This window comes from Paracoccaceae bacterium Fryx2 (assembly GCA_032334235.1).
Classification (GTDB): Bacteria; Pseudomonadota; Alphaproteobacteria; order Rhodobacterales; family Rhodobacteraceae; genus JAVSGI01.
In genome coordinates this window covers 2,476,052-2,501,147 of the sequence record JAVSGI010000005.1, presented here as the reverse complement: position 1 = coordinate 2,501,147, position 25,096 = coordinate 2,476,052, and the positions used below count along the sequence as shown (strand labels likewise).

Below are 25,096 nucleotides of genomic sequence, written 5' to 3'. Positions count from 1 at the left end.
ATCAGAACGACTTCGGGCAGCTGAATTTCGACAGCGCCGGCAGGGCAAAGGGGTTCAGCACCGACCCCGACTGCATCTGGAAGATCGCGATGCGCCCGCCGACGTTGAAGATCATCCGGCTGCGATCCGACACGTTGGTCTTGCGGATCTCGGCGGCATCCAGCAGGCGATACCACGCCCAGGGCCCGTCGCGGCTGAGCGTGCTTTCCGACCCCGACTCGCCCGGCTCGAAGCTGACGCGGGCCAGACCCACCGCCCCCGGCCAGGTGATCGCCGCCGGGCGCGGCTGGCCGTCGCTGTGCTTGAAGGCCACCTGCTGGCCGTCGATTTCCAGCACGATGCCGCGGGCCTTTGGGTCCAGCGCCTCGGGCGTGATCTGGAACTTCACGACCGGGATCGGCCCGCCGGCAAAGAACGCATCGCGGATCTCGGCTGCCTGCTGCATCTGCAACAGCACGGCCGCAGACATGCCCAGATCGGTGTCGTTGACCTTGCGCCACGTCCAGGGCCGGGTGCGGGTATCGACGAATTTCGCCAGATTCTCGTTGAAGAAGGTGTCAATCTGCCCGCCGGGGCCGAACAGGGTGGTGAAATCCTGCATCGAGATGTCGGCGCGCGAGCGGCGGTTGAAAGGATAGGCATCGCCTACCGCCCGTTCGCACAGCGGCAGCACCGAGGCTTGCCAGCGTGCGTTGATCCCGGCGCGCGTGCCGTCCGCGGTGATGCCCGACGAGCCGGTGGCGATCTGCGCCGCCCAGCGCTGCATCGGGCCGGGCAGGCGGGCCGCGGCTTCGGTAAACCGCGCCAGCGCCGTGCTGTCGCCCTGCGGTGTGCCAAGACCCCCCGCGAAGTTCAGCTTGTTCAGTTCCTGATAGACTTCGGTCAGGGTCTGCAACATGCCGTCCAGTTGCGACGGCTGGCCTTCGCGCTGCGCCACCAGATCTTGCAGCCACGAGAACCGGTCCTCGACGTAATAGCCCGGCTGCCGCGGCCGGCCGTTGTTCTCGGCCGCGCTCGACCTGACCAGCGCATCCAGCAGGAAGCGGTTCTGCGGGCTGAGCCGCGCGCCGATGTTGCCCTTGGTGATGGTGCCCAGCGCATCGACCACGCCTTCGGCCTGCTGCGGCACCACGATGGCGGTGGGGTCGGCCCGTTCCTCCGTCAGCCGGGTTTCCGACGCGATGGCGGTCAGCACGTTGAGGATCGGCGAGGTAGGCCCCGACAGCACGTTGGTCACCTCGACCGCGTGCGACAGCGATTCCAGCGGGATCACGTCAAGATCGCCCAGAATCTGGTCATACCGCGCGACATAGTCGTTGAAATACAGGTTCAGCACGTCGCGGCTCATGTTCAGCAGCGACGCCTCGGTCTGCTCGATCTCGCCCTGCGGCCCCAGCACATAACTGTCCCGCTGGATCTGGGTGGCGACGCCAAGCGCCTGTTCCAGAAACACGTTCTGGAAGCCGTCATAGGTGAAGATACCCTCGACGCCCTCGTTCAGCGGCACGCCCGAAGACCGCACGAATGCTCGCGCTATCGCCGGGCCGCCGACATCGGTCAGCCGCCATTCGGGCAGCGATGTGGCAGCCTGACTATTGATGATGCCGTTGTAGACCCGCTGCGATTGCGGCATCTGGGTCAGAACGCCCTGCACGGCTGTCACCAGATCGGCGTTGAGGTCGATCTTCTGCATCGGTTGCGCAAGCAGCGCCTGCAGGTGGCTGGCCAGCGTCGCGCGCAGCTCGATCCGCGAGGCGCCGGCATAGGCCTGCTCCCAGTCGGCCACCATCCAGTCGGTGACCAGATCGGCGTTCATCGGGCCGACCATTCCCAGCATCAGGTAGATCTTCAGCGTTTCATACAAGAGGTCGGGATTGTTGGTGTTGGCCTGCATCTGCTCTTCCAGCCGCAGCAGCAGGCGCGGCAGGAAATGCTGGTTCAGGCTGGCACGGTAGGCCTGCCGCGCGTCGTTGCCGACCACATCGCCCTGATAGAGGCCCCAGCCGGCCCCCGGCGGCACGCCCGTCTGCGCCGGATCAAGCCCGGGCAGGGTTCGCAGGATGTCGAGGGCGGGCACCACCAGCAGCAGGTCGGAATCGCCGATCGGGCTGCCGGGAATCTGCGCGGCGGCGGCGCGATACGCATCGATCTGCGCGGTGGTCTGATCCAGCAGCGCGTCATTCGCCAGATAGCTGCGCGTCCACACCGTGCCTGCCGCCACCGCCATGATCGCCGTGCCCGCAAGGGCGGCCCGCTGGGTCCAGCGGTAGCGGCGTTCAACCTTGTCGTCGGCCGAAACCAGCCCGGCCTCGCGGAACATCACGCCCTCGAACAGCCGGGTCAGGAAATACGACCGCCCGGTGCCACGCCCCGACCCGATGGCCTGCCGCCCGATGCCGAAGGTGCGCGCCATGCCCATCATCAGCCGGTCGATCGGCGTGCCTTCCTGGGTGCCGCTGGCGAAATACACGCCGCGCAGCATCTGGCGGTGTTCGAACTTGTTGTCCTGAAACGCTTCCGACAGGAAATCGCGCGCCACCTGCCGGACCGAGGCGACCTGCATCGGGAAGGTGGCGATCAGGCTGCGGCGCTGCGGGTCGGATTCATTCTGCATCCGCTCCAGCGATTGCGCATTGAGGCGGCCCAGCAGCAGCCCGAACTCCTCGTCGAACCCCGCGATGGGCGAGGCTTCGCCGCGCGCCTTCTGCAAGGGCAGGGTGAAGCCCCAGACCTGTTCGCGTTCGTCCTTCTGCAACGGCTCGAAGAACTCGGTGAAGCCGGCGATAAGGTCGGCCTTGGTGAAGATGACATAGACCGGAAAGCGCACCCCCAGCTTGTCGCGCAATTCGTGCAGGCGGCGACGGATCGCGGCGGCGTGGCTTTTCTGCGTCAGCTCGTCCTGCTGCGACAGGTCCGACAGGCTGATGGCAATGATCGCGCCGTTGATCGGCTGGCGCTTGCGGTGCTTCTTCAGCAGCGCGAGGAAGCCCAGCCACGCGGCGTTGTCGGCCTCGGCGTCGGATTCCTGCGTGGTGTAGCGCCCGGCGGTATCGACAATCACCGCGTTGTTGGTGAACCACCAGTCGCAGTTGCGCGTGCCGCCGACGCCGCCGATGGCGGTCTTTCCCATTTCGTCGGCCAGCGGGAACTGCAGGCCGGAATTGACGATGGCCGTGGTCTTGCCGGCCCCCGGCGGGCCGATCATCACATACCACGGCAGTTCATAAAGATGCTTGCGCCCCATCTTCGACTTGCGCAGCCTCGCCAGCGCCTGTTTCAGCTTGGCGCGCATCTCGCCCAGTTCGGCCGTGACCACCTCGTCCGGTCCCTGACCCGGATCGACCGCATTCATGATCTCCTCTGCCATCGCCACATCGCGCTTCCTGGCGGTCAGCAGGATCACCAGAATGACGATCAGCAGCCCGATCCACAGCACCGCCAGCCCGACCAGCCGCCCCAGCACGGTGTCGAACGGCCGCGCCTCGCCAAAGGCCAGAAAGGCGCCCAGAAACCACAGGCAGGCCGACAGGATCAGCCCGACGATGATCACGATGCCGATGGCAGAGCCAAGGGCGCGCAGGATGCGGCGCATCATTCCGACTTCTCCCGGACCAGAACAATCTCGATGCGGCGGTTGGTGGCGCGGCCTTCGGCGCTGTCATTGGACACCAGCGGCTCCTTGTCGGCGCGGCCCTCGGCGGTCAGGCGCTTGTCGTCGCCCAGAGCCTTGGCCAGCGTTTTCTTGACCGATTCCGCCCGCGCAAGCGACAGGTGCATGTTAGACGGAAAGCGCGCCGAGTTGATCGGCTGGTTGTCGGAATGGCCGACGATGATCACCGGCTCGTCGGTGTCCTTCAGCGCGTTGGCGACCCGTTGCAGCGGCACGTCGAAAGCCGCCTTCAGCTTGTCGGACCCCGAACCGAACATGCCCGAACCCTTGATCCGCACCGTGATGGTGTTGGCGTCCTGAAACACTGCCACCAGACCCTCGTCGATCTCGGCCTTCAGGAATTCGGCCACCTTATCCAGTTGCACGGTATCCTCGGGGGTCGGTTCCGGGGCGACTACCGGCGGGGCGCGGCGTTCCAGCGTGGCAACCCCGCCCGGCGTCAGGGTCGAGACCTGTCCCAGCAGCCGTTCCGTCTGGCTGGAAAGCGCGAACGACAGGCCGACGAACCCCGACCCCAACAATGCGGCCACGGCACCCAGCGCGATCAGGAACGGCTTCCACGCCGACAGCACGCGGTGCGGCTTGTCGAGGCCGGGCCAGTGCGGCGACAGATCGCGGTCCACCTCGCCGCGCTGGGTGCGGATGATCTTGGCCAGCCCGGCGCGGATGTTGGCGTGCTTGTCATGGCCGCCCTGTTCGACCCGCAACCGGCCCTCGAAGCCCAGCGACAGGCAGACGAACATGAACTCCAGCAATTCGATGTTGCGGCCGGGGTCCTGTTCCAGCCGGGCCAGCACGTCGTAGAAGCGGTCGCCGCCCACGGTTTCGCGGTGGAAGGTGCCGACCATGCTTTGCTGCGCCCAGATCGAGGTGCCGCCCCATGGCGTGTTCAGCACCACATCATCCAGCGTGGCGCAGATGGCATAGCGGGCCACCTTCACATCCTGCGCATCGACGCGAGCCTGCAACGCGCGGGATTCAAAGCCGCGCACCTCGGCCACCACCGACCGGCGCAGCGCCTCGGGGTCCAGATGCTGCGCGCGGTTGCGGATGCGGCTGACCAGCGAAAACAGGGTCGAGGCGGCAGCGTTCAGCGGGTTCATGCCGGTCAGGGCGGCATCCATTCCGGCATCGCTGCGGCGCGGTTCGGGTGTATCGCGGGGCTGCGGCTGGGGCATGCCGAACGGCTGGGCGGGGGGCGCAGGGGCGACGCTGGGGCGACGTCCGGCCGGGTTGGGCCGGATCACCGTGCGTTCGGTGTCGTTCGGTTCCGCGAAGGGATCGTCGTCAGACATGGCCCGCGTCCTCGCTCAGCTTTGGCGGATCGCCCAAAGCTCCATCTTCAACCCCGGATACTCGCCCGACACATGCACCGCGATGCCGCCGGAGGTTGTCATCTTGCCCCAATACGGGCTGTCGCCCGCCAGTTCGAAATAGACCACACCGGCATGATAGGGGATCTGGCGCGGCGCCACCGGCAAGGGGCGCAGCGTGATGCCGGGCAGGGCAGAGTTCACCAGTTGCCGGATCTCCTCGACGGGGCCGATCTTGGCCTGACCCGAAAAATGCCGCCGCAGGTTTTCGGCCGGAATGTCGGCGCTGACCGCAAGCACGAAATTCGCGGTGGAAACCAGCTTGCGGTCGGCGATCACGCCCACCGAGATGCCGTATTTACGCGGATCGAGGGGGATGGAAACCGCCGTCTGTTCCAGCACCGCCGACAGGTAGCGCCGCAGGGTGCGGATCACCGGCTGGAAGGTCGCGGTCAGGTCGTGGTGCTGGTAGGGCGGGAAGGCGGGGGCGGTCTTTTCCGGCGCCATGAAGGTGGCAAGCTCGCCCGCCATCGCCACACAATCGCGATAGAACGTCACCGGATGCACGTTCTCGATGCTGGCCAGATGGCGCACCTGCGGCACCATGCGGTTGATCGCCATCAGCAGCAGAAAGTCCTGAATCTCGGCCGCTCCCTTGGCCCCGCCGATTTGCGTCATCCGCCCGGCCAGCGCTGTCATTCGGTGGCCCAGCAGCCCGTCCAGCTCGCGCAGAAAGCCCTCCAGCGGGGCGGCGGCGCGCAGGTCGAGACAGGACGGGATGAACCCCTTGTCCAGCACCACCTCGCGGTCGGGACGGACCTCGACGATGCGGGCCACGGCGATCACCAGCCGGTCGGCCAGATCGTCCACCGCCAGCGCAAACTGCAGCCGCAGCTTGCCGACCGACAGGGTCGCGGCCTTACGCCCCGAGCCCATGGTATCGGTCACCTCCAGCTCTGCCGGGCGCAGGCGTGCGGCCGAGAGCTCGGCGCCGGTCATGTCCACCTCAAGCGCGCCCTGCCGGTGCTGCGGCACCGACAGGTAGACGATGCAATCCTTGATCGCGAGCGGCACTTCCAGCGCGGGCGGGTGATCCTCTGCCCCCGGAACGCGGAACACAGTGCCATCTTGCGTCAGGCCGGAACAGGATTTCAGCGCGAACTGCCCGACCTTCAGCACATCGAGGTCGATCTCCAGATCGCTGACGCCCCAGGCGTAGGGCGCCAGCCTGCGCGCCAGACCCGCGCGCATCGCCTCGGCGTGGCGGTCGGCCTGCTGGAAGTGGTGGGGTTGCAGAAACAACCCTTCGGTCCACAGGACCTTGCTATCCCACGACATCAGCGCGTCTCTCTTCCGGGTCTCTGCGTCATTTCAATCTTTCAAGCTGGGCCTGGTAGGCGCGGGCAAACTCGCGGGCGAACAGTTCGTGAAAATCGTTTTCGGCCTGATCCGAGATTTCGGCATACATCTTTTCATAGGCTTCCCAATACAGCGCCTTCCTGCCTTTCAGGATAGACCCGATCCCGGCACTTGTCGCGATTTTCCCTTCCAGCGCCGCCGGGTCCAGCCGTTTCAGGATGCCCTTCATCGCGGCCTCCATCCCGGTCATCATGGCGATCTCATGGGCCTTGATGTCGCGCATCGCCTGTTCGGCGGCTTCGGCCGCGTCGAGATAGCCGCGCGTCATCGGCTTGACCATCGCCTCGACTGCCTGTTCCGGGCTGATCGAGAATTTCAGCGGGTTGTTGCCGCCGGCACCGATCACCGTCTGCTGGATGCGGAACTCCGACTTGATCGAACTGCGGGTCATCAGCACCTCGCGCATCCCGTGGATCAGGATGCGCAGCACATGGCCCAGCCGTGAAAGGGTGGGCACCAGTTCCTCGTCGCTGATCGGCAGATGGTCGGCCCCGGTGGCGCGCAGGAAGGCGCGGGCGGCCACATCGTCCGCCACGGGCCGGGGGCCAGGCGGCGGGGCGGGCGGTGTCGGCGGCGTGGGGGTTGACGCGAGCCCCGCAAGGTGATCGGGAATGAACGCCGGGGCAGGCGGGGGTGGTGCCGCATCGGGTTCCGGTCCGAAATCCGTCAGATCGTCGGGGATGAACACCGGGGCGGCCAGCGGCGGCGGCGCGGGTTCGGCCTCGGGGCGGCGCGGGGCGGGCGAGAGAAAATCCTCGTCCCAGTCGTCGGGGATCGTGCTGGCGGGCCTGGCCGTGCGGGGTGGGACGAAACTGTCCTGCATTGCCGGGCTGTGCGACGACTGACTGGCCCCCAGCCCGTCATAGGGATCGGGCCGTGCCGACAGCATCCCGCCCGCCGCATCCTCGCCCAGCGGCGGCAGCAGGCCGTCGTCACCCAGTTCCGGCCGCTTGACCCGCGACGGGCCGTCCGGAACCGAGGCACCCAGCAGTTCATCCAGAAAATCCACCGCCCCCGGACGGCCGCTGGCGGCGGTATCATCGAGCAGGCTCATCAGATCGGGCGAGGCGTCGGCGCGGCCGTGCGACACCGGCCCATCCTCCAGCGGCGCGGGGATGCCCGCCGCCGCAGACTTGGCATAGGTGATTTCGACCACCAGTTCATAGGTGCCCATGGTCAGGATGTCGCCGTCGTTCAGCGGCGTGGCGACCCGGCCCAGCGGCACCTTGCCGTAATTCAGGAAAGTGCCGTTGGTCGAGAAATCGACCACGATGATGTTGCCCGCGTGATCCTCGATGGCGCAGTGGCGTTTCGAGATCAGCTTCTCGGGGTCGGGCAGCACCAGGTCGTTCTCGTCGCCGCGCCCGATGGTCAGCGACGGGCCGTTCATCGTGATCGGGCGGCCATTGCCCGGAACCGTGCCGGTGGACTGGAAGCGCAGCGTGACGGCCATGGCCTCAGCCCCCCGTCAGCACGGTGAAGGAGCCCATCACGATGGCCCCGCCCAGCGCGCAGGGGTCCACCCCCAGCCGCGCGGCTGGCAGGTTCATGATCAGCACCGTCATCGAACCCTTGACCAGCGGGTGGGGTGCCGGGGGCCAGACGCCCGCGCACATGTCGGTCATCCGGGCGGCGGGCAGGTAGTTGACCAGCACCGTCACGGCGCAGGGGCCGATGACGGGCGCGGGCGCGCCCAGCGTCGCCGGGCAGATGTGCGGATCAAGGATGCGGGCCTGCGGAAAGGTCATGCAGCCCCCCCGGCACTGGTGGCCGTCTCGGCAAGCCTGCCGTTGCCGCCGCGCGCGATGTCCAGTGCGCGGTCGATGAAGCGGTTGGCCATGCTGGGAAAGTCGCCGCCCACCCGGCTGAGCGCCAGCAGGTTCATCCCGAAGGCCGCGGCCTGCGACGCCCCCGGCGGGCCGGGCAGCTTTGCCAGATCGCCGGTGCCCAGCATCCCGTCGCAGAAGATCACGCAGGTGGCGCAGAGCGTGGTGTCATCGTCGCTGTCGGCGGCATCCAGCGCCGCTCGGGTGGCGTTGCGGGTGTCGTCGCCGGGCTTGAACACCCATTGCTCGGCCGCCAGCAGCGGGGCGGGCACCTTGGTCGCCCCCGGCCCCAGCAGGTCGCGCGCGGCCAGACAGGCCCACCAGGTGCGTTCGCGCGGCGGCAGCGCCACGGACAGCAGGCGCAGCATGTCGATCAGCGCGCCCTGCGATTCCAGTTCTTCCAGCACCACCGGCAGCGCCGCACTGGCCGGGGCCTTCAGCGGCGCCTTCAGCCGGGCATTCGCCACCGCCAGCATCCGGGCCGCAGGTTCCTTCGGGATCTTCTTGAGGTCTGCAAATCGCGGGTTCATGGCCGACCCTCTTTCAATTGATCATCGTCAGGCCGCCCTTCAGGATCAAGAGCGCATCGCCCTTGACCTGAGTCATGGGTGCCTTGGCTTCCAGCATCGCCTTGCCTTCGACCGTGACCATGATGCCGGTGATCTTGACCCCCGACTGGTCGATGACGACCGAATTCGCCCCGACCGTCAACGAGATTTCCTGCATCGCCGTCAGCGCGATCTTCCCCAGCGAGGTGTCGAGCGTGTAGTTCCCCAGCTTCAGGGTGCGCGCCTCGTTGCCCATCTCGACCGTCGCGGTGACGTTGCCGGTCTTCACGGTTTCGGTCACGTTGCCGGTCACGGTCAGATCCGACTTGCCGGTGATGGTTTCGGTCTTGTCGGTCTTGATGTCGATTATCTGGCTGCCGGTCTCGATCTTGAAGGTATGGTCGCCGGTCTTGACCGTTTCGGTCAGGTCATGATGCACGGTCAGCGTCATGTCGCCCGCATCCTTCTTTTCCAGCCCCACGGTGATCGTCGCATTGTTCTTCACGATCTGGGTATAATCCTTTTCCGCCTGGAAGCGGACGAGTTCTTCTCCCTTCTTGTCCTCCATCATCAGTTCGTTGAAGCCGTTGCCCCCTTTGGAGCTGTTGGTCTTGATGCCCGACTGCGTCTTGTTGTCGGGCAGGGCGTAGGGCGGCATTGTGTCGGCGTTGTACATCATGCCGATGATCAGGGGGCGGTCGGGGTTGCCTTCCTCGAACTGCACCACGACTTCCTGCCCGATGCGGGGGATGTGGATCATCCCCCAGCCCTTGCCGGTCCAGGGCATCATCGTGCGGACCCAGACCGACGATGTCTCGTTCTTCTTGCCCAGCCTGTCCCAGTGGAACTGGATTCGGACGCGGCCATATTCATCGGTGTCGATTTCCTCGCCTGCCGTGCCGACCACCAGGGCAGTCTGCACCCCTGGAATCTCCGGCCAGGGGGTGATGTGGGGCGCGCGATAGGGTTCGGACTTCGGCACCGCATCGAAGATGCAGCGATAGGTGTCGGTGTTGTCGGGTGCGAATTCGAGCCGCCTGCCCACCACCTGCCGGTCGGCCATGTCTTCGGCCAGCGTCTCGACCTGGATCTGATGGGTGGCGCGGGTGATCAGGTATTGACCCTCGTCGCCGGTCCGAGGGTGCCCGGTCAGCTGGAAAGTCTGGCCGATGCCCATCATGCGCACGTTGCCGACGCCCTGCCACAGCTTGTGCCGTATCGCCTCGGCCTCTATCCTGACGCGGGTGTAGCGTTCGCCGGGATCGGCGTCGCGGTAGTGACCGGGGTGGTCGTAATGTTCGTGCCCGGTCTCGCCATGCGTGCCCTTCGGCATCGACTTCGACATCTTCAGGTCAAGCTTCGGCCGCTCGAAGTCGTAATCGGTCAGCGTCACCCGCCCGGTCGTGGCGTTTTCAGACGCGACCCATTGGAAGATATGGTCCTTGGTGCGGCGGTAATCGGTGTCGGGTTCGAAATACTCGATCTGCGCCGCGCCCGGCACCGGTTCATGCGCGGCGATCGCATCGGCAAGGACCAGCTTTTCGCGGCTGCCGCTGTGGATGAAATAGCAGTAGATGCCTTCCTCCTCCATCAGGCGCGTCAGGAAATCGAGATCGGTTTCGCGGTATTGCAGACAGAAGGCGCGGGGCGGGTAGGTCTCGCTCAGCTTCTTCTGAAGCAACGCGGAAAAACCGTGGTCGCCCAGAACCGACTGGATGATATCAACGGTCGACTTGTCCTGAAACACCCGGCATTCGCGGCTGCGGGTCAGGAACCAGTTCCAGCTGCGCACCTCGGCGGTGTAGTGGCCGTAGCCCTGATAGGTGCCCAGTGTCTGCGCCGAAATGCACATGCCGCGGAACCAGCGTTTCTGATCGTCGGCGGCGTCCACCTCGATATCCATCTGCGCGCCGACCACGGTCTTCAGATCCAGCGCCTTGTCCTTGGACAGGAATTCCAGCGTCGTCGCCACCACGCGGTTCATGCCTTCCTCGACCACGGCGCATTTCAGGCGCAGGTCGGTCGGGCCATAGCTGCCCGACATCCGGATGGAGCGGTTTTCAAAGGGGCCGGCTTCAATGGGCATGGATCAATCCTCCTTCGGCACGGCGCGTCACGCCGGGGCCGTGATCTCCAGCAGGTGCCGGTCCGCGCGCAGGCGGTCGATGATGGCCGGGTGGATCAGCCACAGGTCGGCCACCGTCACATCCGGCCCAAGCTCGCGCTGGAGCGCGGGCCGGGTCGGAAAGTGGATGAAGCCGACCGGCAGCGGAAAGCCGGTCGTGTGGGCCAGCAGCACGTCAAGGTGTTCCTCGCCCTTCACCAGCCACGCTTCCCCGCCGACCGAGACCAGCACGATCTCGGGGTCAGAGGTCGAAGCTGTAGGCGAACTCTCCGTCTGCGATGTCGATGGCAACTCTGGCAATGTCGTGACCCTCCAGCATTCGTTTCAGGAACTCGGCGGAAATATCGGGCAACATGGTATTGGTCACAATGGCGTCGATCATCCGGCCGCCCGACTCCAATTCCTGACAGCGCGACACGATCGTGTCCACCACTGCATCGGAATAGGTGAAGGGCACGCCATGCGCTGCCATCACCCGCTTCTTGATGCGGTCAAGCTGCAGCCGGGCGATCTTGCCGATCATCTCGGGGTTCAGCGGATAGTAGGGAATGGTGACCAGACGGCCCAGCAGGGCGGCGGGAAACACCTTCAGCAGCGGTTCGCGCAGGGCCTTGGCGATGCCTTCGGGTTCGGGCATCAGGTCGGGGTCGGAGCACATGTCCATGATCATGTCGGACCCGACGTTGGAGGTCAGCAGGATCAGGGTGTTCTTGAAGTCGATCACCCGGCCCTCGCCATCCTCCATCACGCCCTTGTCGAACACCTGGAAGAACACCTCGTGCACGTCGGGGTGGGCCTTTTCAACCTCGTCGAGCAGCACGACCGAATAGGGCTTGCGCCGCACAGCCTCGGTCAGCACCCCGCCCTCGCCATAGCCGACATAGCCGGGCGGCGCGCCCTTCAGGCTGCTGACGGTGTGCGCTTCCTGATACTCGCTCATGTTGATGGTGATGACGTTCTGTTCGCCGCCATACATCACCTCGGCCAGCGCCAGCGCGGTCTCGGTCTTGCCGACGCCGCTGGTGCCCGCCAGCAGAAACACGCCAATCGGCTTGTTCGGGTTGTCGAGCCCGGCGCGGCTGGTCTGGATGCGCTTGGCGATCATCTTCATCGCGTGATCCTGCCCGATGACCCGCTTGGCCAGGTGCTTTTCCAGATCGAGCACGGTCTGGATCTCGTCGCGCACCATGCGGCCGACCGGAATCCCGGTCCAGTCGCCGATCACGGATGCCACCGCCTGCGCATCGACAATCGGCAGGATCAGCGGCGCGTCGCCTTGCAGGGCGGTCAGTTCGGCATTCTTGGCCTTGAGTTGCGCCATCAGGTCGGCGCGGGCGGCGGCTGCATCGGGGGCAGGCTCGGTGCCTTCGACCGGGGCGGGGCTGTCGACCGGCGCGCCGCCTTCGCGGAGCTTGGCGCGCAGGGCCAAAATCTCCTCGACCACCGCCTTTTCCGCCTCCCACCGCCCGGTCAGGGAGGCAAGGCGCAGGTCTTCCTCGGCCTTGGCGTGGGAAATCGCGGCGCGGCGTTCCTCGACATCATACCCGGCCGTTTCATCGCGCGAGATGATTTCAAGCTCGGTGGTGAAGGCGTCGATCCGCTTGCGGCTGTCGTCAACCTCGGCCGGCACCGCGTGCTGGCTGATCGAGACGCGGGCGCAGGCGGTATCAAGCACCGACACCGACTTGTCGGGCAGTTGCCGGGCCGGGATGTAGCGCGCCGACAGCGACACCGCAGCCTCGATGCCCTCGTCCAGCACCTGCACCCGGTGGTGCTTTTCCAGCATCGACGCGATGCCGCGCATCATCATGATCGCCTTGGGGATCGACGGTTCTTCCACCACCACGGTCTGGAAGCGGCGGGAAAGGGCCGGGTCTTTCTCGATGTGTTTCTTGTATTCGGCCCAGGTGGTGGCGCCGATGGTTCGCAGCGTGCCCCGCGCCAAAGCGGGTTTCAGCAGGTTCGCCGCATCGCCGGTGCCCGCCGCCCCGCCGGCCCCCACCAGCGTGTGGGTCTCGTCGATGAACATGATGATCGGCGTGGTGGAGGCCTGAACCTCCTCGATCACCGACTTCAGCCGGTTCTCGAACTCGCCCTTCATGCTGGCCCCGGCCTGCAACAGCCCGACATCCAGCGCCAGAATCCGCGCGTCGGCCAGTGCGGGCGGCACGTCGCCGCGCGCGATGCGCAGCGCGAAACCTTCCACAACGGCGGTCTTGCCCACCCCAGCCTCGCCGGTCAGGATCGGGTTGTTCTGCCGCCGTCGCATCAGCACATCGACGATCTGGCGGATTTCCTCGTCGCGCCCCACGATGGGGTCGATCTTGCCGTCGCGCGCCTGTTGCGTGAGGTCGGTGGTGAACTGCTTCAGCGCCTCCTGCTTGCCCATCGCGGCGGGCGACATTGCCCCCGACGCCTCGCCCGGCACCGCGCCCCCGCCTGTGGCAGACCCGTCCTGCGGGCGCTGGCCGTCCTCGGGCGAGCCGTCGGTGATCTTGTGGAAACTCTCCGACAGGTCGTCGGCGTTGATCTTGCCGAACTCGGGCGAGATGCCGAGGAAAAGGTTGCGCAGCCCCGGCGTCTTGAGCATCCCGAGGATCAGATGCCCCGTCCGCACCTGATTGCTGCTGAAAAGCAGCGAGCCATAGACCCAGGCCCGCTCCATCGCGTTTTCCAGATGGGCCGACAGGTCGGTGATGGTGCTGGCGCCGCGCGGCAGGGCATCCAGCGCCTTGGTCATGTCGGTCGCGATCTTGCCCGCGTCCAGCTTGTAGTGCCGTATGATGCGGATCACGTCGCTGTCCTGCACGTTCAGGATCTGCGCCATCCAGTGCACGATTTCCACATAGGGGTTGCCCCGCATCTTGCAGAACACCGTGGCCCCTTCGACCGCCTGATACCCAAGGCGGTTGAGCTTTCCGAACAAGGCGACGCGGCTGATTTCCGTCATTTCCGTTCCCTTCCCTCGGCGCGCTGCGGGTTCCCGTCAGGCGGCCATTTCCCTGTTGGTCTGCGGTGAAAGCATCAGCTCATCCGCGTCTTGTTGTGTCTGGCGCTTGCCAAGCCAGCTGGTATGCCCCAGCCGTGCCGATTGCCCCAGAATGGCGACCGGCACCTGATCGCCCTTCAGCACCAGGTTCACATCCCAATCCAGCACGTCCCCGACATGGCTGCGCACGATCGAGGTCAGACGCGCCATCGAGGGCGTGCCGGGCAGCATCCGCTGGTATTCGGGAAGCGACAGCGGCCCCACCCGCAGCCGGAACTTGGCGGTGCGCGACCAGACCCGCACCCCGATGCTGGTGGCCTGCCCCAGCCCGGCCCGCGCCCCCAGTTGCCAGCGGTCCGAAGGCTCCAGGTCCAGCCAGCTTCCGATGAACTGCTGCACCCGCACCGGGGTGCGGAAGAACGATTCCAGCATCGATTCCAGGCTTTCGGCGTTGCGCGGCCCGGCAGAAAGGTGCCCGCCAAAGAACCGTTTCGCGAGGTCGGGCATGGCATCGCGGTTGCGCATCCGTGCGCCCTGCAGCCCGGTCAGCGCCGCGACCTTGCGTTCCATCAGCCCGTCTTCGCCCCGGTCGAAGCTGGTGGCAGGGTTGCCGGTGGCCCAGGCGCGATACAGAAGCCCCATCATGCGGTGGGTCAGCATGTTGGCGAAGGCGACGAAGGTCGGATCGCGGGCGTTGATCTGGCGTTCGCGGGCATACTCGGTCAGGTGCAGCGGCAGGGGGCCGTGCGGGCCGAACAGGCCGAAGAAGCGGTTGATCAATTCGCCCGGCGCATCGCCTGTGGGCGGGGTGAAGGCGCGGATGGTGCTGGGCGGAAACGCTAGTTCCGCCTCCTGCGCCAGCCGCACCCGGTCTTCGCGCGGCCGCTTGGTCGTGCCCATCGGCGGCGCATCGTCAAACCGCGCCTCGATGACGCGCAACGCCTGAAAGATGTGATAGGCCTGCGGAGTCTGACAGAAGCGGTCGAAATGCGTCAGATGATCCGACCCAGACCCGTCTGAGGTCGCCATCGGGAAATCTCCCCCCGTTGTTGCGTGGTCAATACCGTTTCGGTGAAACTGTTGATCGAGACATACTTGCGGAAAAACCTTTCCAGCACCGAGGCCAGCAGATAGCTGCCGGTGCCTTCGAAAAAGCTGTCGTCCATGTGCAGATTGATCTCCAGCCCGCGCACGGCGGTGGAAAGCACCTCGTCGCTCATCCGGCGCACGATGGGGCGGCTGGTCACGCGGGTGATGCCTTCAAGCTGCTTTTCCACCACGCGGTCGCCCAGCGGCGCATAGAGCCCGATCAACTCGCGCAGGGCCGCCGCACCGCTGCCGCGCTCGGCATCGGCAATCGACAGGTAGTTCAGGCTCAGGTGCCCGATGATCCGCCAGGCCGCCTCGCCCTGCGCCAATGTCGGACGCGGGCGGGTCGGGGTCACGGGGGTGCGGATCGACAGCACCGGGCCGCCGCCGGGCAGGTGGAACAGATCCTTGGCGCCGGTTGCCAGCAGCATCGGCAGGTCGCGGTTGGAAACCATCGCCCGCACCGCCAGTTGCTTGATGTCGGGCGCATAGGGTGCCTGCGCGGCATCGACCAGCGTCAGATAGGTTTCCGAGCCCAGATACGAGGTCCGCGCCCCCTTCAGCCGTTCACGTTCGGTGCGCTGGCGCATCTTGCGGCTGACGGTGTAGTAGGCCGGACCGCGCTGCCCGGCGGCGGTGAAATCGTCGCTGGAATAGAACGGGCGGAACGGCTGATCCTCCTGCCCCTCGCCGCTGATGCCGGTGACCTGTTCCACCGAATAGACCTCGAAATCCATCGGGGCGGTGCGGTCGGGGATGACGTGGTGCTCGGTGTCGCGGTCGGTCATCAGCACCCGGTCGCAGCGTTTCTCGAACAGGTTGATCGCGGGCACGGCGTTCAGGGTGAAGGCTTCGGGGGTGATGCCGGGGGCAAGCTCCGGCTTGCCGTTGCGCAGCAGGATGTAGAAATCGACCTCGGAGCCTTCGGTGCGGGCCAGCGCGGGCGACAGGCCGAACAGGTCGATGAAATGAAACCGCTCCGGCATGGCGAAATATTCCTGCAGCAGCCGGTAGCCGTCGAACGAGGCGCGGGGTGTCGGCAGCAGCGCCTCGTCGCGGGCATAGCCCTTGGGCGCCACGCCGCCGCGCGGCAGCGGCAGCACCCAGTCGGCGCGCCGGTCGGTGGAACGCGCCACCAGCCCGGTGACCTCGGTGCACAGAAGCTCGTGCAACTGCCAGCCGCGCGCCGCCTGCCCGCCAAGGAAAAGCGTCAGCCGGTCCAGCGGAACGGCGCCCAGCGGCAGCCCCCCATGGCGGCGCAGGCGCAGCCGGATGCCCGCGCGCGCATCCACCCCCGCCGCGACCCCGGCCGCGACCAGTGCCCCCCGGCCGTCGATGTATTCGGCCTCGGCAATCTCGACCGGCCACAGGGTCAGCGCATGGGCGGTGCGGAACTGGACGGCGGTCTGCTGCCCCTCGGCCAACGCGGCGCGCAGCACGGTGTGGCGCGGCAGCACCGAGCCGTCCTTCAGGATCTGGTTGATCATCTCGGGCTCCAGCACGGCGATCATCATCGACGGCGTGGGTGCCAGGTATTGCGGATAGACGATTTCCAGCAGGTGGCTGGTGAAGGCCGGATATTGCAGCTCCAGCTCAAGCTGCACGCGTGCCGAGAGGAAAGCCACGCCTTCCAGCAGGCGTTCGACGTAAGGGTCCAGCACCTCGACCCCGTCCATCCCCAGCCGAGCGGCGATCTTGGGGTAGGATTGCGCGAATTCGGCCCCCATCTCGCGCAGGTAGGAAAGCTCGGATTCGTAGTGGCGCAGCAGGCGCGTGTCCATCCGTCAGCCCTTCCGTTCCAGTTCGACATGCCCGGTGGTGATGTCGATCTCTGACCGCAGGTAAAGCTCCATCGGCACCGGCTGCGCCCACATGTCGGCGCGGATGTCGAACACCACGATGGTCTGCGCCCCCTTTTCATCCTGCCGCAGCATCACGTTCAGCGTGCCGCGCTTGATGCGGGGCTCGAATTGCTCGATGGCGCGGTGAATCGAAGCGCGCATCTGCGCGGCCCGCTCATGTGTCGAAAAATCGCCCGACACCTCGCGCACGCCGTAATTGACGACCGAGCGCGCCACATGCGGATGGCGGTCGGGGTCGATCATGGTTTCGGCGTTGTTGGTGTTCAGCAACCACGACAGGTCGCGGCGGATGATGTCGCGCAGGCGGCGGATGTCGATCACCCGGTCGTCGCGGGTTTCGGTCATCTCGCCGGGGTTCTGGTCGGTCAGCCGGTCCAGCAGCGAGGGTTGCAGGCGTTCGACAATTGTCTTGTCAGCCATCGCCACGCGCCGCCCCGGGGGCGGCATCCATCCGCAGGGCGCGCAGATCCATCAGGGCGGTGTCGCCGTGGTCGGTGGTCAGCAGGCGCTGGCCAATCCCGACCCACGTCTCGCCCCCGGCATCGACCCAATGGGTCGCGCGGGCCAGCCGCGCGGCGGGGTCGGTGCTGGCCGAGGTGCCGGCATAGCGCGTCGGAATCAGGCCGACGATCTCGCCGCCATTGCGCAGGGTGATGTTGGCCGGCGTCCAGACCGCATCGCGCAGGTCGGACGGGGCGTCGCAGCGCAGGGCCGACAGTGCCGTGAACGGCATCCAGTAATACTTGCCGTTGACGATGATTTCCAGCACCGGGCCCAGCCGCATGTCGGCATCCGCGATCCAGTCGAAATGTTCGCCGTTCAGGTCGCCCGACGCCGCCGGTGCGGCCTCGAAGGCGCGGGCGCGCAGGGTGGCGGCTTCGGTGGCGCGGCCTTCGGCCAGCGCGCGCGTCGCCTCGATCAGCAGCGCCAGCCATTCCTGCGGTTCACCGAAGATCAGGGGCGACTTTTCGCCTGCGAACACCTTTTCGCGGTAAACCTCGCAGATGATCGCCTCGCGGTAGGTCTGTGCCATGGTCAGCGCCTCGCCGTCCAGTTCGGCGCAGAGCTTCAGTTGCGTGATGGCCCGCTTCCAGTCGCCCAGCACGCAGAGCAGTTGAAACAGGAAGATCCGCAGCTTGGCATCGGCCGGACGGGTGCGGACCTGCGCCTGCAGGGCAGCCAGCGCGCCGTCCAGATCGCCGGTCTTGATAAGGTCTGGGGCCTGCATTGCACTCTCCGGCTTGGGTCAGGGCGGTTGGCAGGGGGCACCCCGCGCGGGTCGCGCGCAGGGTGCAGGTTTGCAGGTCAGTCTTGGCCGGGTCAGACTTCCAGCGAGGCGGTGTTGTTGACGCGGCTCCACATGGCGTCGGAAACCTTGGTCATCTTGCCGTCCTTGGCCTGCGCGAAGTATTCCATCTTGATCGCGCCGAACCGGAACGACACGCTTTCCATGAAGACATCGGACCCTTGCGAGCCCGCCCAGTTCAGGCTTTCAACCATCACCAGCTTCATTTCATACTTGACGAAAGTCCCGCCCGAGGTGGTCGAGGTCTGGCCGGCGCGGCGCATCTCGATGATCGCGGAATCGAAGTGCTTGCCGCTCATCAGCATCCGGAACAAGACCGGCGAGGCCGAGTCGGTGGTCTTCATCACCGCCAGCGGCTGGAACTCGCCCTTGCCCGCACCGCCGCCGCCCGAGGCAGAGCCGATGTTGACCGTGTTGTAGGCCCCGATCGAGAAGGACATCAGTTCGTAGGCGGATTTCTTCTTGAATTCGGTATCCTGGGTCTCGCCTTTGAATTCGTCGAAGCCGGGAAAGTACATATAAGAATCATACATCTGGTTCGCTCCTTGTCAGTGTTGGGGTTTGAAGCCGCCCGGGAGGACTCAGGCCTTTTCGGACGGCAGTTTGGCAACAAGGCGAAGGGACACTGTCAGCCCCTCCAGTTGGTAATGCGGGCGCAGAAAAAATTTCGAGGAATAATAGCCCGGATTGCCCTCGACTTCTTCAACCACGACCTGTGCCGCAGCCAGCGGCAGGCGCGCCTTCACCGATTCCGGGGAACTGCCGGGGTTGAAATCCACATATTGCGTGATCCAGCCTTGCAGCCAGCTTTCCATGTCGTCGCGACCCTTGAAGCTGCCGACCTTGTCCCGGACCATGCATTTCAGATAATGCGCAAAGCGGCAGGTCGCGAAAAGATAGGGCAGGCGCGCGGCAAGGTTGGCGTTGGATGTCGCGTCCGGATCGTCGTATTCGGCGGGCTTGTGCAGCGACTGCGCGCCGATGAAGGCCGCCATGTCGCTGTTCTTGCGGTGCACCAGCGGCATCAGCCCGCTTTTCGCAAGTTCCGCCTCGCGCCGGTCGGAAATGCCGATCTCGGTCGGGCATTTCATGTCGACGCCGCCATCGTCGGTGGGGAAAGTGTGGGTCGGCAGGTTCGACAATGCCCCGCCTGACTCGATGCCCCTGATCCGCGAGCACCAGCCGTATTCCTTGAACGACCGGTTGATGTTGGCCGCCATGCCATAGGCCGCGTTCAGCCAGTTGAACCGCGAGGAATCGGCGCCGTTGGTGTCTTCTTCAAAGGCGAATTCCTCGACCGGGTTCGACTTGGCCCCGTAAGGCTGCCGCCCGAGGAAGCGCGGCATGGTCAGGCCAAGGTACTTGCTGTCTTCGGAATCGCGCAAGCTGCGCCAGCCCGCATATTCCGGCGTGGTGGTGATCTTGGTCAGATCGCGCGGGTTGGCCAGTTCCTGCCAGCTTTCGAACTGCATCAGCGAGGCATCCGCGCCCGAGATGAACGGCGCATGTGCCGCCGCCGCGACCTTCGACATTTCGCCCAGCAGCTCGATATCCGGGGCCGAATGGTTGAAGTGGTAGTCGCCCACCAGACAGCCGTAGGGCTCGCCGCCGAACTGGCCGTATTCTTCCTCATATAGCTTCTTGAAGATCGGAGACTGGTCCCAGGCCGCACCCTTGAACTTCTTCAGGGTCTTGTGCAGATCCTTCTTCGAGATGTTCAGCACCCGGATCTTCAGCTGCTCGTCGGTCTCGGTGTTGTTGACCAGATAGGCCAGCCCGCGCCACGAGCTTTCAAGCTGCTGATAGTCGGGATGGTGGATGATCTGGTTGATCTGCTCGCTGAGCTTGCGGTCGATTTCCGCGACCATCGCGTTCAGCGAATTCACGACGTCGTCGGAAATCAGCGCGGTGTTGACCAGCGCCTGCGCGGCCAGCGTCTTGACCGCGGTTTCAACCGCGCTTTTCGCCTGATCGGTGCGCGGCCGGAATTCCTTGTTCAGCAGGCTGGCGAAGTCGGTGTCGCCGAACTGCACGGCGCCAAGGGTGGTTTCGGTTGCTTCCTGCGCCATCGCTCATTCCCCCCCGGTTTCAGATTTGGGTGCAGGTGCGCCCGCCAGCGTCTTCAGCAGTGCAGGGTCGGCCAGAACCTTGGCAATCAGCTCCTCGGCCCCCGGCTTGCCATCCATGTAGGTGATCAGGTTCGACAGTTCGTTGCGCGCCTCCAGCAGGGCGTTCAGCGGCTCGACCTGTTTCGCGATGGCGGCAGGCGAGAAATCGTCCATGCTTTCGAAGGTCAGATCGACCGACATGTTCCCTTGCCCGGTCAGTGTGTTGGGCACCTGAAAGGCGGCCCGGGGTTTCATCGCCTTCATGCGGCTGTCGAAGTTGTCGACATCGATTTCCAGGAACTTCCGGTCTGCGATGCCGGGCTGCGGCACTTCCGACTTGCCTGCCAGATCGGCCATGACCCCCATCACGAAGGGCAGCTGGACCTTCTTCTGCGCCCCGTAAAGCTCCACATCATATTCGATCTGGACACGCGGTGCGCGGTTGCGCGCGATGAACTTCTGCGAACTAGACATCAAGATCTCCCGTTGTTCGGATCGTGGGCGGTCCGTTGCGCCGCCCCTTCAGGTTTGGGTGGTCAATACTGGTCTTCTTCGGCGATACCGCCCACTAGCTTGACGTTCTCGATCCCCAGGGGGGCAAGGTCGGTCATGATCGTCATGAAATCCGCCCCCACCAGTCGGCGCGCGCGCGCCAGAATGATCGGCAGGGGGCTGGAAGGTTCGTTGGCGGCGTAATAGGCCATGATGCGGTCGAGCGCGTCTTCGATGTCGCGCCGCGAGCTGATGCTGCCGGGCACGGCGGCGGCCGCGCTTTCCGTCGCGGGGGGGCCTGCCGACGCTTCCGTCGCGGCCTCTGCCGGTTCGCCCACCGCCTCGGCCAGTCGCCCCACCGCTTTCTTCGCCATGCGGATCAGCGGGTCCATGTCGGGGCCTTCGCCCGGCGTCCGGGCATCGAACACCGCGTTGATCGCCGTGCTGTCCTCCAGCAGGCTGCGGGCCGCCTCCAGCCGGGCGCGCAGCACATCGGGCCTGGTATCCTTGAACGCGGCGCGGATCGCGGCGGCATCGGGCACCGTGGTCATGTCTTCCGGGGCGGCCAGTTCGCCATCGGCAACCGCGATGTCGCGCAGGCAGAACCGCCCGAAGGACGCGCTGTGCGTCAACGGTGCAAGCCGCAGCGCCCGCAGCATCCGGGCCGGTTCGGCCAGACCAAGCACGGCATTGATTCGCATCGTCGGATCATTGTCGTCCTCGGCGTCGAGCTGGGGGTGGCAGGTATCCCAGTGGTTTTCGAGGCAGTGGCGGACATAGGCGACTGCCCCCGCCAAGCCTTCCAGCCCGTTCAGCCGCAGTTGCGCATAGCCCAGCATCACGGCAGCGCGCAGGTCGTGGCTGCGTTCGAGGACTGCCAGCGCCCTTTCGGTAACCTGCCGGAAATCCGGTTCTTCTGCGGCGATGATCTCGTTGCCCGCCTGCCGTTCCTCGCCCGGCTGAGCCGCAAGGATCAGGGCGGTGAAAGCCGGATCGTATTCCAGATTCTCACCGCTAGGCCCATTCCCAGCCCGATCGCTAAGATAGGCGTCCAAACGCATGGCTTCCCCGATGAAAAATTGCTAAAACCGAAACATTAAGTCGCAGCGTAGCACATCGTCCGCACAAATCCAGAGGGTGATTTATTGGATTTATGCGGCGCCGCCACCGCCGAAATCATTGCTTGACCCGGGGTCGGTGATCCCGTTTCCTTTGGCTATCAATGCCGAGGGGCGCCATCAATGAAAGCGGTTGCGGTCTTGTCCTGTTCCTGCGCGCGGGGCCTTGCACTGGGGGTCGCCGTCGCACAGGACGCGCCGCCGGGGCCGTCGTTCGCGCAACCCGGCCCGCTGACGGTCGAACTGAACAAGATCGAGGATGGCGACAGCGGCAGTTGCCGCGCCTTCTTCCTGTTTCGCAACCAGACCGGCCTGACCTTCGAGGGGTTCGAGATGTCGCTGGCCATCCTGAACACCGAAGGCGTCATCGACCGGCTGCTGACCATCGACGCAGCCCCGATACCCGCCGCGCGCACCACATTGAAATTGTTCGAGATTCCGGATACGCGCTGCGCCGCGATCTCCGAGGTTCTGCTGCACGAGATCGGCTCCTGCCGCCCGCAGAACGCCGCCGAGACAGACTGTTTTCCCATGCTGAACCTTGTCAGCCGCACCTCTGCCGCACTGGTGCAGTAGGCCATGTCCGGCCCGTTCGGAATGCTGGCGGCGGGTGGTCCGGTCATCTGGCTGCTGATCGCGCTGTCGGTGTTCTCGCTGGCGTTGATCGCCGCGAAGGTCTGGCAGATGCGGGCCGTTCTTTCGGGTGCCGAGCTTCGCGAGCGGGCCTACGCGCTCTGGGCGCAGGGCGACCGGGTCGGGGCCGGCGCCGCGCTTCGGGACGGGCGCGCGCCGGCCGACCGTATCGCCCTGGCCGCGATGCAGGGCCTGCTGGCGGGCCAGCGCCGGCCGGGGCTGGATGCCGATCTGGAATGGCGCGGCAATGCCGAACTGGCGGCGATGAACCGGCATCTGCGACTGCTGGACCTGATCGCCATGGTCAGCCCGCTGCTGGGCCTGCTGGGCACCGTGCTGGGGATGATCAAGGCGTTTCAGGAACTGGCGATGGCCGAAGGGGCCGCCAACGCCTCGCTGCTGGCGGGCGGCATCTGGGAGGCGCTGCTGACCACCGCCGCCGGGCTGCTGGTGGCGATTCCCGCCGCCGTCGCTGCCGGTCTGCTGGCCGACCGCGCCGACCGCGCGGCCCTGCTGATCGAGGCCGCCGTGGGCCGGCTGTTCACGCTGGAGGAAGCGCGGCGCTGACGCGCCCGAGGGGGGACGATGAAGCTGCGCCGCCCGACAGCCCCGCCCAACCCGATCTCGCTGGTGTCGATGATCGACGTGCTGATGATCATGCTGATCTTCTTCATGGTCACCTCGACCTTCCTTGACCTGCGCATGGTGCCGGTGGCCGAAAGGGCCGCCGCCCCTGCGGCCGCCCCGGGCATGCCGGGCGGGACGTTTTTGATCCGCCTTGGACCCGACGGCGTGGCGAGGGTGCAGGGTCGGCCGCTGGATGCCGGGGCGCTGGTGGTGCTGCTGTCCGCCCGGATGGCGCAGGCGCCTGACACGTCGGTGCTTGTGCTGCCCTCGGGTCAGGCCGACGCGCAGGCGCTGGTGACCCTGCTCGATACCGTGACCCGCGCCGGCGTGACGCGCCTGCGCCTGCTGCGGCTGGAGGCGGCCCCATGAAACTGCGCCGCCGCCCGCAGCGCCGGGCCCCCGAAACCATCATCGCGCTGATCGACGTGGTGTTCTTCCTGCTGGTGTTCTTTCTGCTGATCGGGCGGATGGACGCGACCGCGCCGTTCGAGGTGCTGCCCCCCGTGGCGTCGCGCGGCAGCGTGATGCCGGGTGGCGGGGCCACGGTTTCCGTCTCGCAAGCCGGCGATCTGGCGCTGGACGGCGTGGCGCTGGACCGCGACGCTCTGGTGTCGGGGGTCGCGGATGCGCTGAAGGCAGACCCTGGCCTGCTGATCCGCATCAACGCACATCATGCCGGACCGTTGCGCCACCTGCTGCCGTTGGTGGCCGAGATCGAGGCGCTGGGCGCGCGCGATATCGTGCTGGTTGTCATGCCGGAGGGCGGGTGATGGCCGCGCTGTCTGCCGAGGATGGCGCGGACCGGGGCGGGCCAGACCGGGGCGGGCGAGACCGGGGCGGCGCGGTCTGGCCGGTGGCAGGGGCCATGTCGCTGGCCGCTCATGGCGGGCTGGTGGCGGTGCTGCTGGTGGCGGTGCAGCCGCAGCCCTTCCCGCCCCAGCCGATGCCCGAAGCGAGGCTCGATTTCGCGGCCCAGCAGGTCCCGGGCAGCATTGCCGCCGCCGTGCCGCCCCCGTCCGAGCCCGCCGCCCGCGAAACGCCCACAGGCGCTGCGGTTGCGGAAGGCGCCATTCCGGTCTCGCAGGCCACGGCGCTGCGGCCGCGGGCCGCTGCCGCCGCCCCGCTGGGTCCACCGCCCGCCACCCCCGCCACGGCCCCCCGCACCCCGCCGTTGCCCGCGCTCGCCTCGCCCGCGGCGCCTGCCGCCCCCCTGCCTCTGCCCGCTGCGGCGCAGATGCCCGCACCCGAACCCCCGGCGGTTGACGCGGTGCCACCCCCGGCCGCGACCCTCGCCGCGGTATTGCCGCAGCCGAAACCGCTGAGGGCCGAAGCTCCCGCCGCGGCCCCCCTGAGCGCATCGCCCCCGGCGCCACAACGGGTTGTGGCCGAACCTCCGCCGCCTGCCATCACTGCCGACGAACTGCCTGCGGGCGTAGCCCTTGCGGTTCCGCCCCCCATGCCCGCGCGGCTGGTGGCAGGTGCGCCGCCATCCGCCACGGCCGCCCCGATGCCCGCCGCCGCCACGAACCTGCCCCCGGCAGACCTGCCCGCCGACCCGCTGCCACCATCGGCTTCCGCCGCCGACAGCGTGCCGACGCAACGCCCCGACGCCCGGACCCTGCCACCCAGCCCCGCCCCTGTACTTCGATGCGGCAGGCAACGTGATCCACCTGCAACCGAACGAGGTCGTGCCGCAGCGTCTGGTGCCGCCGCAGGCGGTGCTGACCGTCGGAAAGGAAAGCCCCGGCGTGCCCGCGCTGAACCTGACGATCGCGCCGCCCTTCGGGCAGGAAATCGCCGTGGCCTTCGCCACCTCTGCCCCGCTGTTCGACACCCCGCGCCCGATGGTCGAACCGGCCGAGCCCTACCTTGCGGCCCTGCGCGCCGAGGTGGCCCGTCAGCGCGCCGCCACGCCGGACTTCAAGGGCGAATGGGTGTATTTCTTCATCTCGACCGTCGCGGAATAGCCCC

The 25,096-nt window shown here is 66.5% G+C and carries 23 protein-coding genes; 5 read left to right on the top strand and 18 right to left on the bottom strand.

Going from position 1 to position 25,096, the window contains the following annotated elements:
• Position 1: 1 nt before the first annotated feature.
• The 17 genes from tssM to tssA all read right to left on the bottom strand — a co-directional run bounded on the left by tssM (position 2) and on the right by tssA (position 21,808).
• Positions 2-3,595: a type VI secretion system membrane subunit TssM gene (tssM, locus tag RNZ50_21270; protein MDT8857526.1), complete on the bottom strand. Its 3,594-nt coding sequence runs from the start codon at positions 3,593-3,595 to the stop codon at positions 2-4.
• On the bottom strand, positions 3,592-4,965 hold the full coding sequence (tssL, locus tag RNZ50_21265) for a type VI secretion system protein TssL, long form (GenBank protein MDT8857525.1): 1,374 nt from the start codon (positions 4,963-4,965) through the stop codon (positions 3,592-3,594). The genes tssM and tssL overlap by 4 nt, the downstream gene beginning before the upstream one ends.
• A 15-nt stretch (positions 4,966-4,980) precedes the next feature.
• Entirely contained in the window at positions 4,981-6,321 is a 1,341-nt protein-coding gene (tssK, locus tag RNZ50_21260) for a type VI secretion system baseplate subunit TssK (GenBank protein MDT8857524.1), read from the bottom strand.
• 28 nt (positions 6,322-6,349) lie between these two features.
• Positions 6,350-7,855, bottom strand: a complete 1,506-nt coding sequence (tagH, locus tag RNZ50_21255; protein MDT8857523.1) for a type VI secretion system-associated FHA domain protein TagH — start codon at positions 7,853-7,855, stop codon at positions 6,350-6,352.
• Between the two features lie 4 nt (positions 7,856-7,859).
• Positions 7,860-8,150, bottom strand: a complete 291-nt coding sequence (locus RNZ50_21250; protein ID MDT8857522.1) for a PAAR domain-containing protein — start codon at positions 8,148-8,150, stop codon at positions 7,860-7,862.
• The gene (locus RNZ50_21245; GenBank protein MDT8857521.1) at positions 8,147-8,758 is read right to left on the bottom strand and encodes a hypothetical protein; all 612 of its coding nucleotides are present in this window, start codon (positions 8,756-8,758) and stop codon (positions 8,147-8,149) included. Before RNZ50_21245 ends, RNZ50_21250 begins: the two co-directional genes overlap by 4 nt.
• Positions 8,759-8,771: 13 nt before the next feature.
• On the bottom strand, positions 8,772-10,862 hold the full coding sequence (gene tssI / locus RNZ50_21240) for a type VI secretion system tip protein TssI/VgrG (protein MDT8857520.1): 2,091 nt from the start codon (positions 10,860-10,862) through the stop codon (positions 8,772-8,774).
• Between the two features lie 27 nt (positions 10,863-10,889).
• Positions 10,890-11,132 carry a hypothetical protein gene (locus RNZ50_21235; protein MDT8857519.1) on the bottom strand — a complete coding sequence of 81 codons (243 nt, stop codon included), beginning with the start codon at positions 11,130-11,132 and terminating at the stop codon, positions 10,890-10,892.
• A gap of 10 nt (positions 11,133-11,142) precedes the next feature.
• On the bottom strand, positions 11,143-13,851 hold the full coding sequence (gene tssH, locus RNZ50_21230) for a type VI secretion system ATPase TssH (GenBank protein MDT8857518.1): 2,709 nt from the start codon (positions 13,849-13,851) through the stop codon (positions 11,143-11,145).
• Between the two features lie 36 nt (positions 13,852-13,887).
• Entirely contained in the window at positions 13,888-14,919 is a 1,032-nt protein-coding gene (gene tssG / locus RNZ50_21225) for a type VI secretion system baseplate subunit TssG (GenBank protein MDT8857517.1), read from the bottom strand.
• A complete protein-coding gene (tssF, locus tag RNZ50_21220; protein MDT8857516.1) occupies positions 14,883-16,760 on the bottom strand; it encodes a type VI secretion system baseplate subunit TssF in 1,878 nt (625 codons plus the stop codon). The genes tssG and tssF overlap by 37 nt, the downstream gene beginning before the upstream one ends.
• Positions 16,761-16,763: 3 nt before the next feature.
• Positions 16,764-17,261 (bottom strand): type VI secretion system baseplate subunit TssE, encoded by a 498-nt coding sequence (tssE, locus tag RNZ50_21215; GenBank protein ID MDT8857515.1) that lies wholly within the window; start codon positions 17,259-17,261, stop codon positions 16,764-16,766.
• Complete coding sequence (locus RNZ50_21210) at positions 17,254-18,069, bottom strand: type VI secretion system accessory protein TagJ (protein MDT8857514.1); 816 nt, start codon at positions 18,067-18,069, stop codon at positions 17,254-17,256. The genes tssE and RNZ50_21210 overlap by 8 nt, the downstream gene beginning before the upstream one ends.
• A 92-nt stretch (positions 18,070-18,161) precedes the next feature.
• Complete coding sequence (locus tag RNZ50_21205) at positions 18,162-18,680, bottom strand: type VI secretion system tube protein Hcp (protein ID MDT8857513.1); 519 nt, start codon at positions 18,678-18,680, stop codon at positions 18,162-18,164.
• Positions 18,681-18,728: 48 nt separating this feature from the next.
• Entirely contained in the window at positions 18,729-20,216 is a 1,488-nt protein-coding gene (gene tssC, locus RNZ50_21200) for a type VI secretion system contractile sheath large subunit (GenBank protein MDT8857512.1), read from the bottom strand.
• A gap of 3 nt (positions 20,217-20,219) precedes the next feature.
• A complete protein-coding gene (gene tssB, locus RNZ50_21195; protein MDT8857511.1) occupies positions 20,220-20,732 on the bottom strand; it encodes a type VI secretion system contractile sheath small subunit in 513 nt (170 codons plus the stop codon).
• Between the two features lie 59 nt (positions 20,733-20,791).
• Positions 20,792-21,808 (bottom strand): type VI secretion system protein TssA, encoded by a 1,017-nt coding sequence (gene tssA, locus RNZ50_21190; GenBank protein MDT8857510.1) that lies wholly within the window; start codon positions 21,806-21,808, stop codon positions 20,792-20,794.
• Positions 21,809-21,988: 180 nt separating this feature from the next.
• Here tssA and RNZ50_21185 point away from each other — a divergent pair, with 180 nt between their 5' ends.
• The 4 genes from RNZ50_21185 to RNZ50_21170 are packed head-to-tail and all read left to right on the top strand — an operon-like array spanning position 21,989 to position 23,895.
• Positions 21,989-22,441, top strand: coding sequence for a hypothetical protein (locus RNZ50_21185; GenBank protein ID MDT8857509.1), 453 nt, complete (start codon positions 21,989-21,991; stop codon positions 22,439-22,441).
• Positions 22,442-22,444: 3 nt separating this feature from the next.
• Complete coding sequence (locus tag RNZ50_21180; protein MDT8857508.1) at positions 22,445-23,065, top strand: MotA/TolQ/ExbB proton channel family protein; 621 nt, start codon at positions 22,445-22,447, stop codon at positions 23,063-23,065.
• Between the two features lie 18 nt (positions 23,066-23,083).
• On the top strand, positions 23,084-23,494 hold the full coding sequence (locus RNZ50_21175; GenBank protein ID MDT8857507.1) for a biopolymer transporter ExbD: 411 nt from the start codon (positions 23,084-23,086) through the stop codon (positions 23,492-23,494).
• Positions 23,491-23,895, top strand: a complete 405-nt coding sequence (locus tag RNZ50_21170) for a biopolymer transporter ExbD (protein ID MDT8857506.1) — start codon at positions 23,491-23,493, stop codon at positions 23,893-23,895. The genes RNZ50_21175 and RNZ50_21170 overlap by 4 nt, the downstream gene beginning before the upstream one ends.
• A gap of 109 nt (positions 23,896-24,004) precedes the next feature.
• Here the strand turns inward: RNZ50_21170 and RNZ50_21165 are convergent, their stop codons facing one another.
• Positions 24,005-24,196 (bottom strand): hypothetical protein, encoded by a 192-nt coding sequence (locus tag RNZ50_21165; protein ID MDT8857505.1) that lies wholly within the window; start codon positions 24,194-24,196, stop codon positions 24,005-24,007.
• Between the two features lie 590 nt (positions 24,197-24,786).
• On the opposite strand from RNZ50_21165, the gene RNZ50_21160 reads away from it, so the two are divergent.
• Complete coding sequence (locus tag RNZ50_21160; GenBank protein ID MDT8857504.1) at positions 24,787-25,092, top strand: hypothetical protein; 306 nt, start codon at positions 24,787-24,789, stop codon at positions 25,090-25,092.
• Positions 25,093-25,096: the final 4 nt, after the last annotated feature.

Bases quoted from the DNA above. Each gene is read 5' to 3' on its own strand.
- RNZ50_21210 (MDT8857514.1), bottom strand. From the start codon at position 18,069: ATGCAGGCCCCAGACCTTATCAAGACCGGCGATCTGGACGGCGCGCTG.
- tssA (MDT8857510.1), bottom strand. From the start codon at position 21,808: ATGCGTTTGGACGCCTATCTTAGCGATCGGGCTGGGAATGGGCCTAGC.
- tssH (MDT8857518.1), bottom strand. From the start codon at position 13,851: ATGACGGAAATCAGCCGCGTCGCCTTGTTCGGAAAGCTCAACCGCCTT.
- tssE (MDT8857515.1), bottom strand. From the start codon at position 17,261: ATGGCTGACAAGACAATTGTCGAACGCCTGCAACCCTCGCTGCTGGAC.
- RNZ50_21245 (MDT8857521.1), bottom strand. From the start codon at position 8,758: ATGAACCCGCGATTTGCAGACCTCAAGAAGATCCCGAAGGAACCTGCG.
- RNZ50_21250 (MDT8857522.1), bottom strand. From the start codon at position 8,150: ATGACCTTTCCGCAGGCCCGCATCCTTGATCCGCACATCTGCCCGGCG.
- RNZ50_21165 (MDT8857505.1), bottom strand. From the start codon at position 24,196: ATGGCGCCTTCCGCAACCGCAGCGCCTGTGGGCGTTTCGCGGGCGGCG.
- tssI (MDT8857520.1), bottom strand. From the start codon at position 10,862: ATGCCCATTGAAGCCGGCCCCTTTGAAAACCGCTCCATCCGGATGTCG.
- RNZ50_21205 (MDT8857513.1), bottom strand. From the start codon at position 18,680: ATGTATGATTCTTATATGTACTTTCCCGGCTTCGACGAATTCAAAGGC.
- tssM (MDT8857526.1), bottom strand. From the start codon at position 3,595: ATGATGCGCCGCATCCTGCGCGCCCTTGGCTCTGCCATCGGCATCGTG.
- tssF (MDT8857516.1), bottom strand. From the start codon at position 16,760: ATGGACACGCGCCTGCTGCGCCACTACGAATCCGAGCTTTCCTACCTG.
- tssG (MDT8857517.1), bottom strand. From the start codon at position 14,919: ATGGCGACCTCAGACGGGTCTGGGTCGGATCATCTGACGCATTTCGAC.
- tssC (MDT8857512.1), bottom strand. From the start codon at position 20,216: ATGGCGCAGGAAGCAACCGAAACCACCCTTGGCGCCGTGCAGTTCGGC.
- RNZ50_21170 (MDT8857506.1), top strand. From the start codon at position 23,491: ATGAAACTGCGCCGCCGCCCGCAGCGCCGGGCCCCCGAAACCATCATC.
- RNZ50_21185 (MDT8857509.1), top strand. From the start codon at position 21,989: ATGAAAGCGGTTGCGGTCTTGTCCTGTTCCTGCGCGCGGGGCCTTGCA.
- RNZ50_21180 (MDT8857508.1), top strand. From the start codon at position 22,445: ATGTCCGGCCCGTTCGGAATGCTGGCGGCGGGTGGTCCGGTCATCTGG.
- tssK (MDT8857524.1), bottom strand. From the start codon at position 6,321: ATGTCGTGGGATAGCAAGGTCCTGTGGACCGAAGGGTTGTTTCTGCAA.
- tssL (MDT8857525.1), bottom strand. From the start codon at position 4,965: ATGTCTGACGACGATCCCTTCGCGGAACCGAACGACACCGAACGCACG.
- tagH (MDT8857523.1), bottom strand. From the start codon at position 7,855: ATGGCCGTCACGCTGCGCTTCCAGTCCACCGGCACGGTTCCGGGCAAT.
- RNZ50_21175 (MDT8857507.1), top strand. From the start codon at position 23,084: ATGAAGCTGCGCCGCCCGACAGCCCCGCCCAACCCGATCTCGCTGGTG.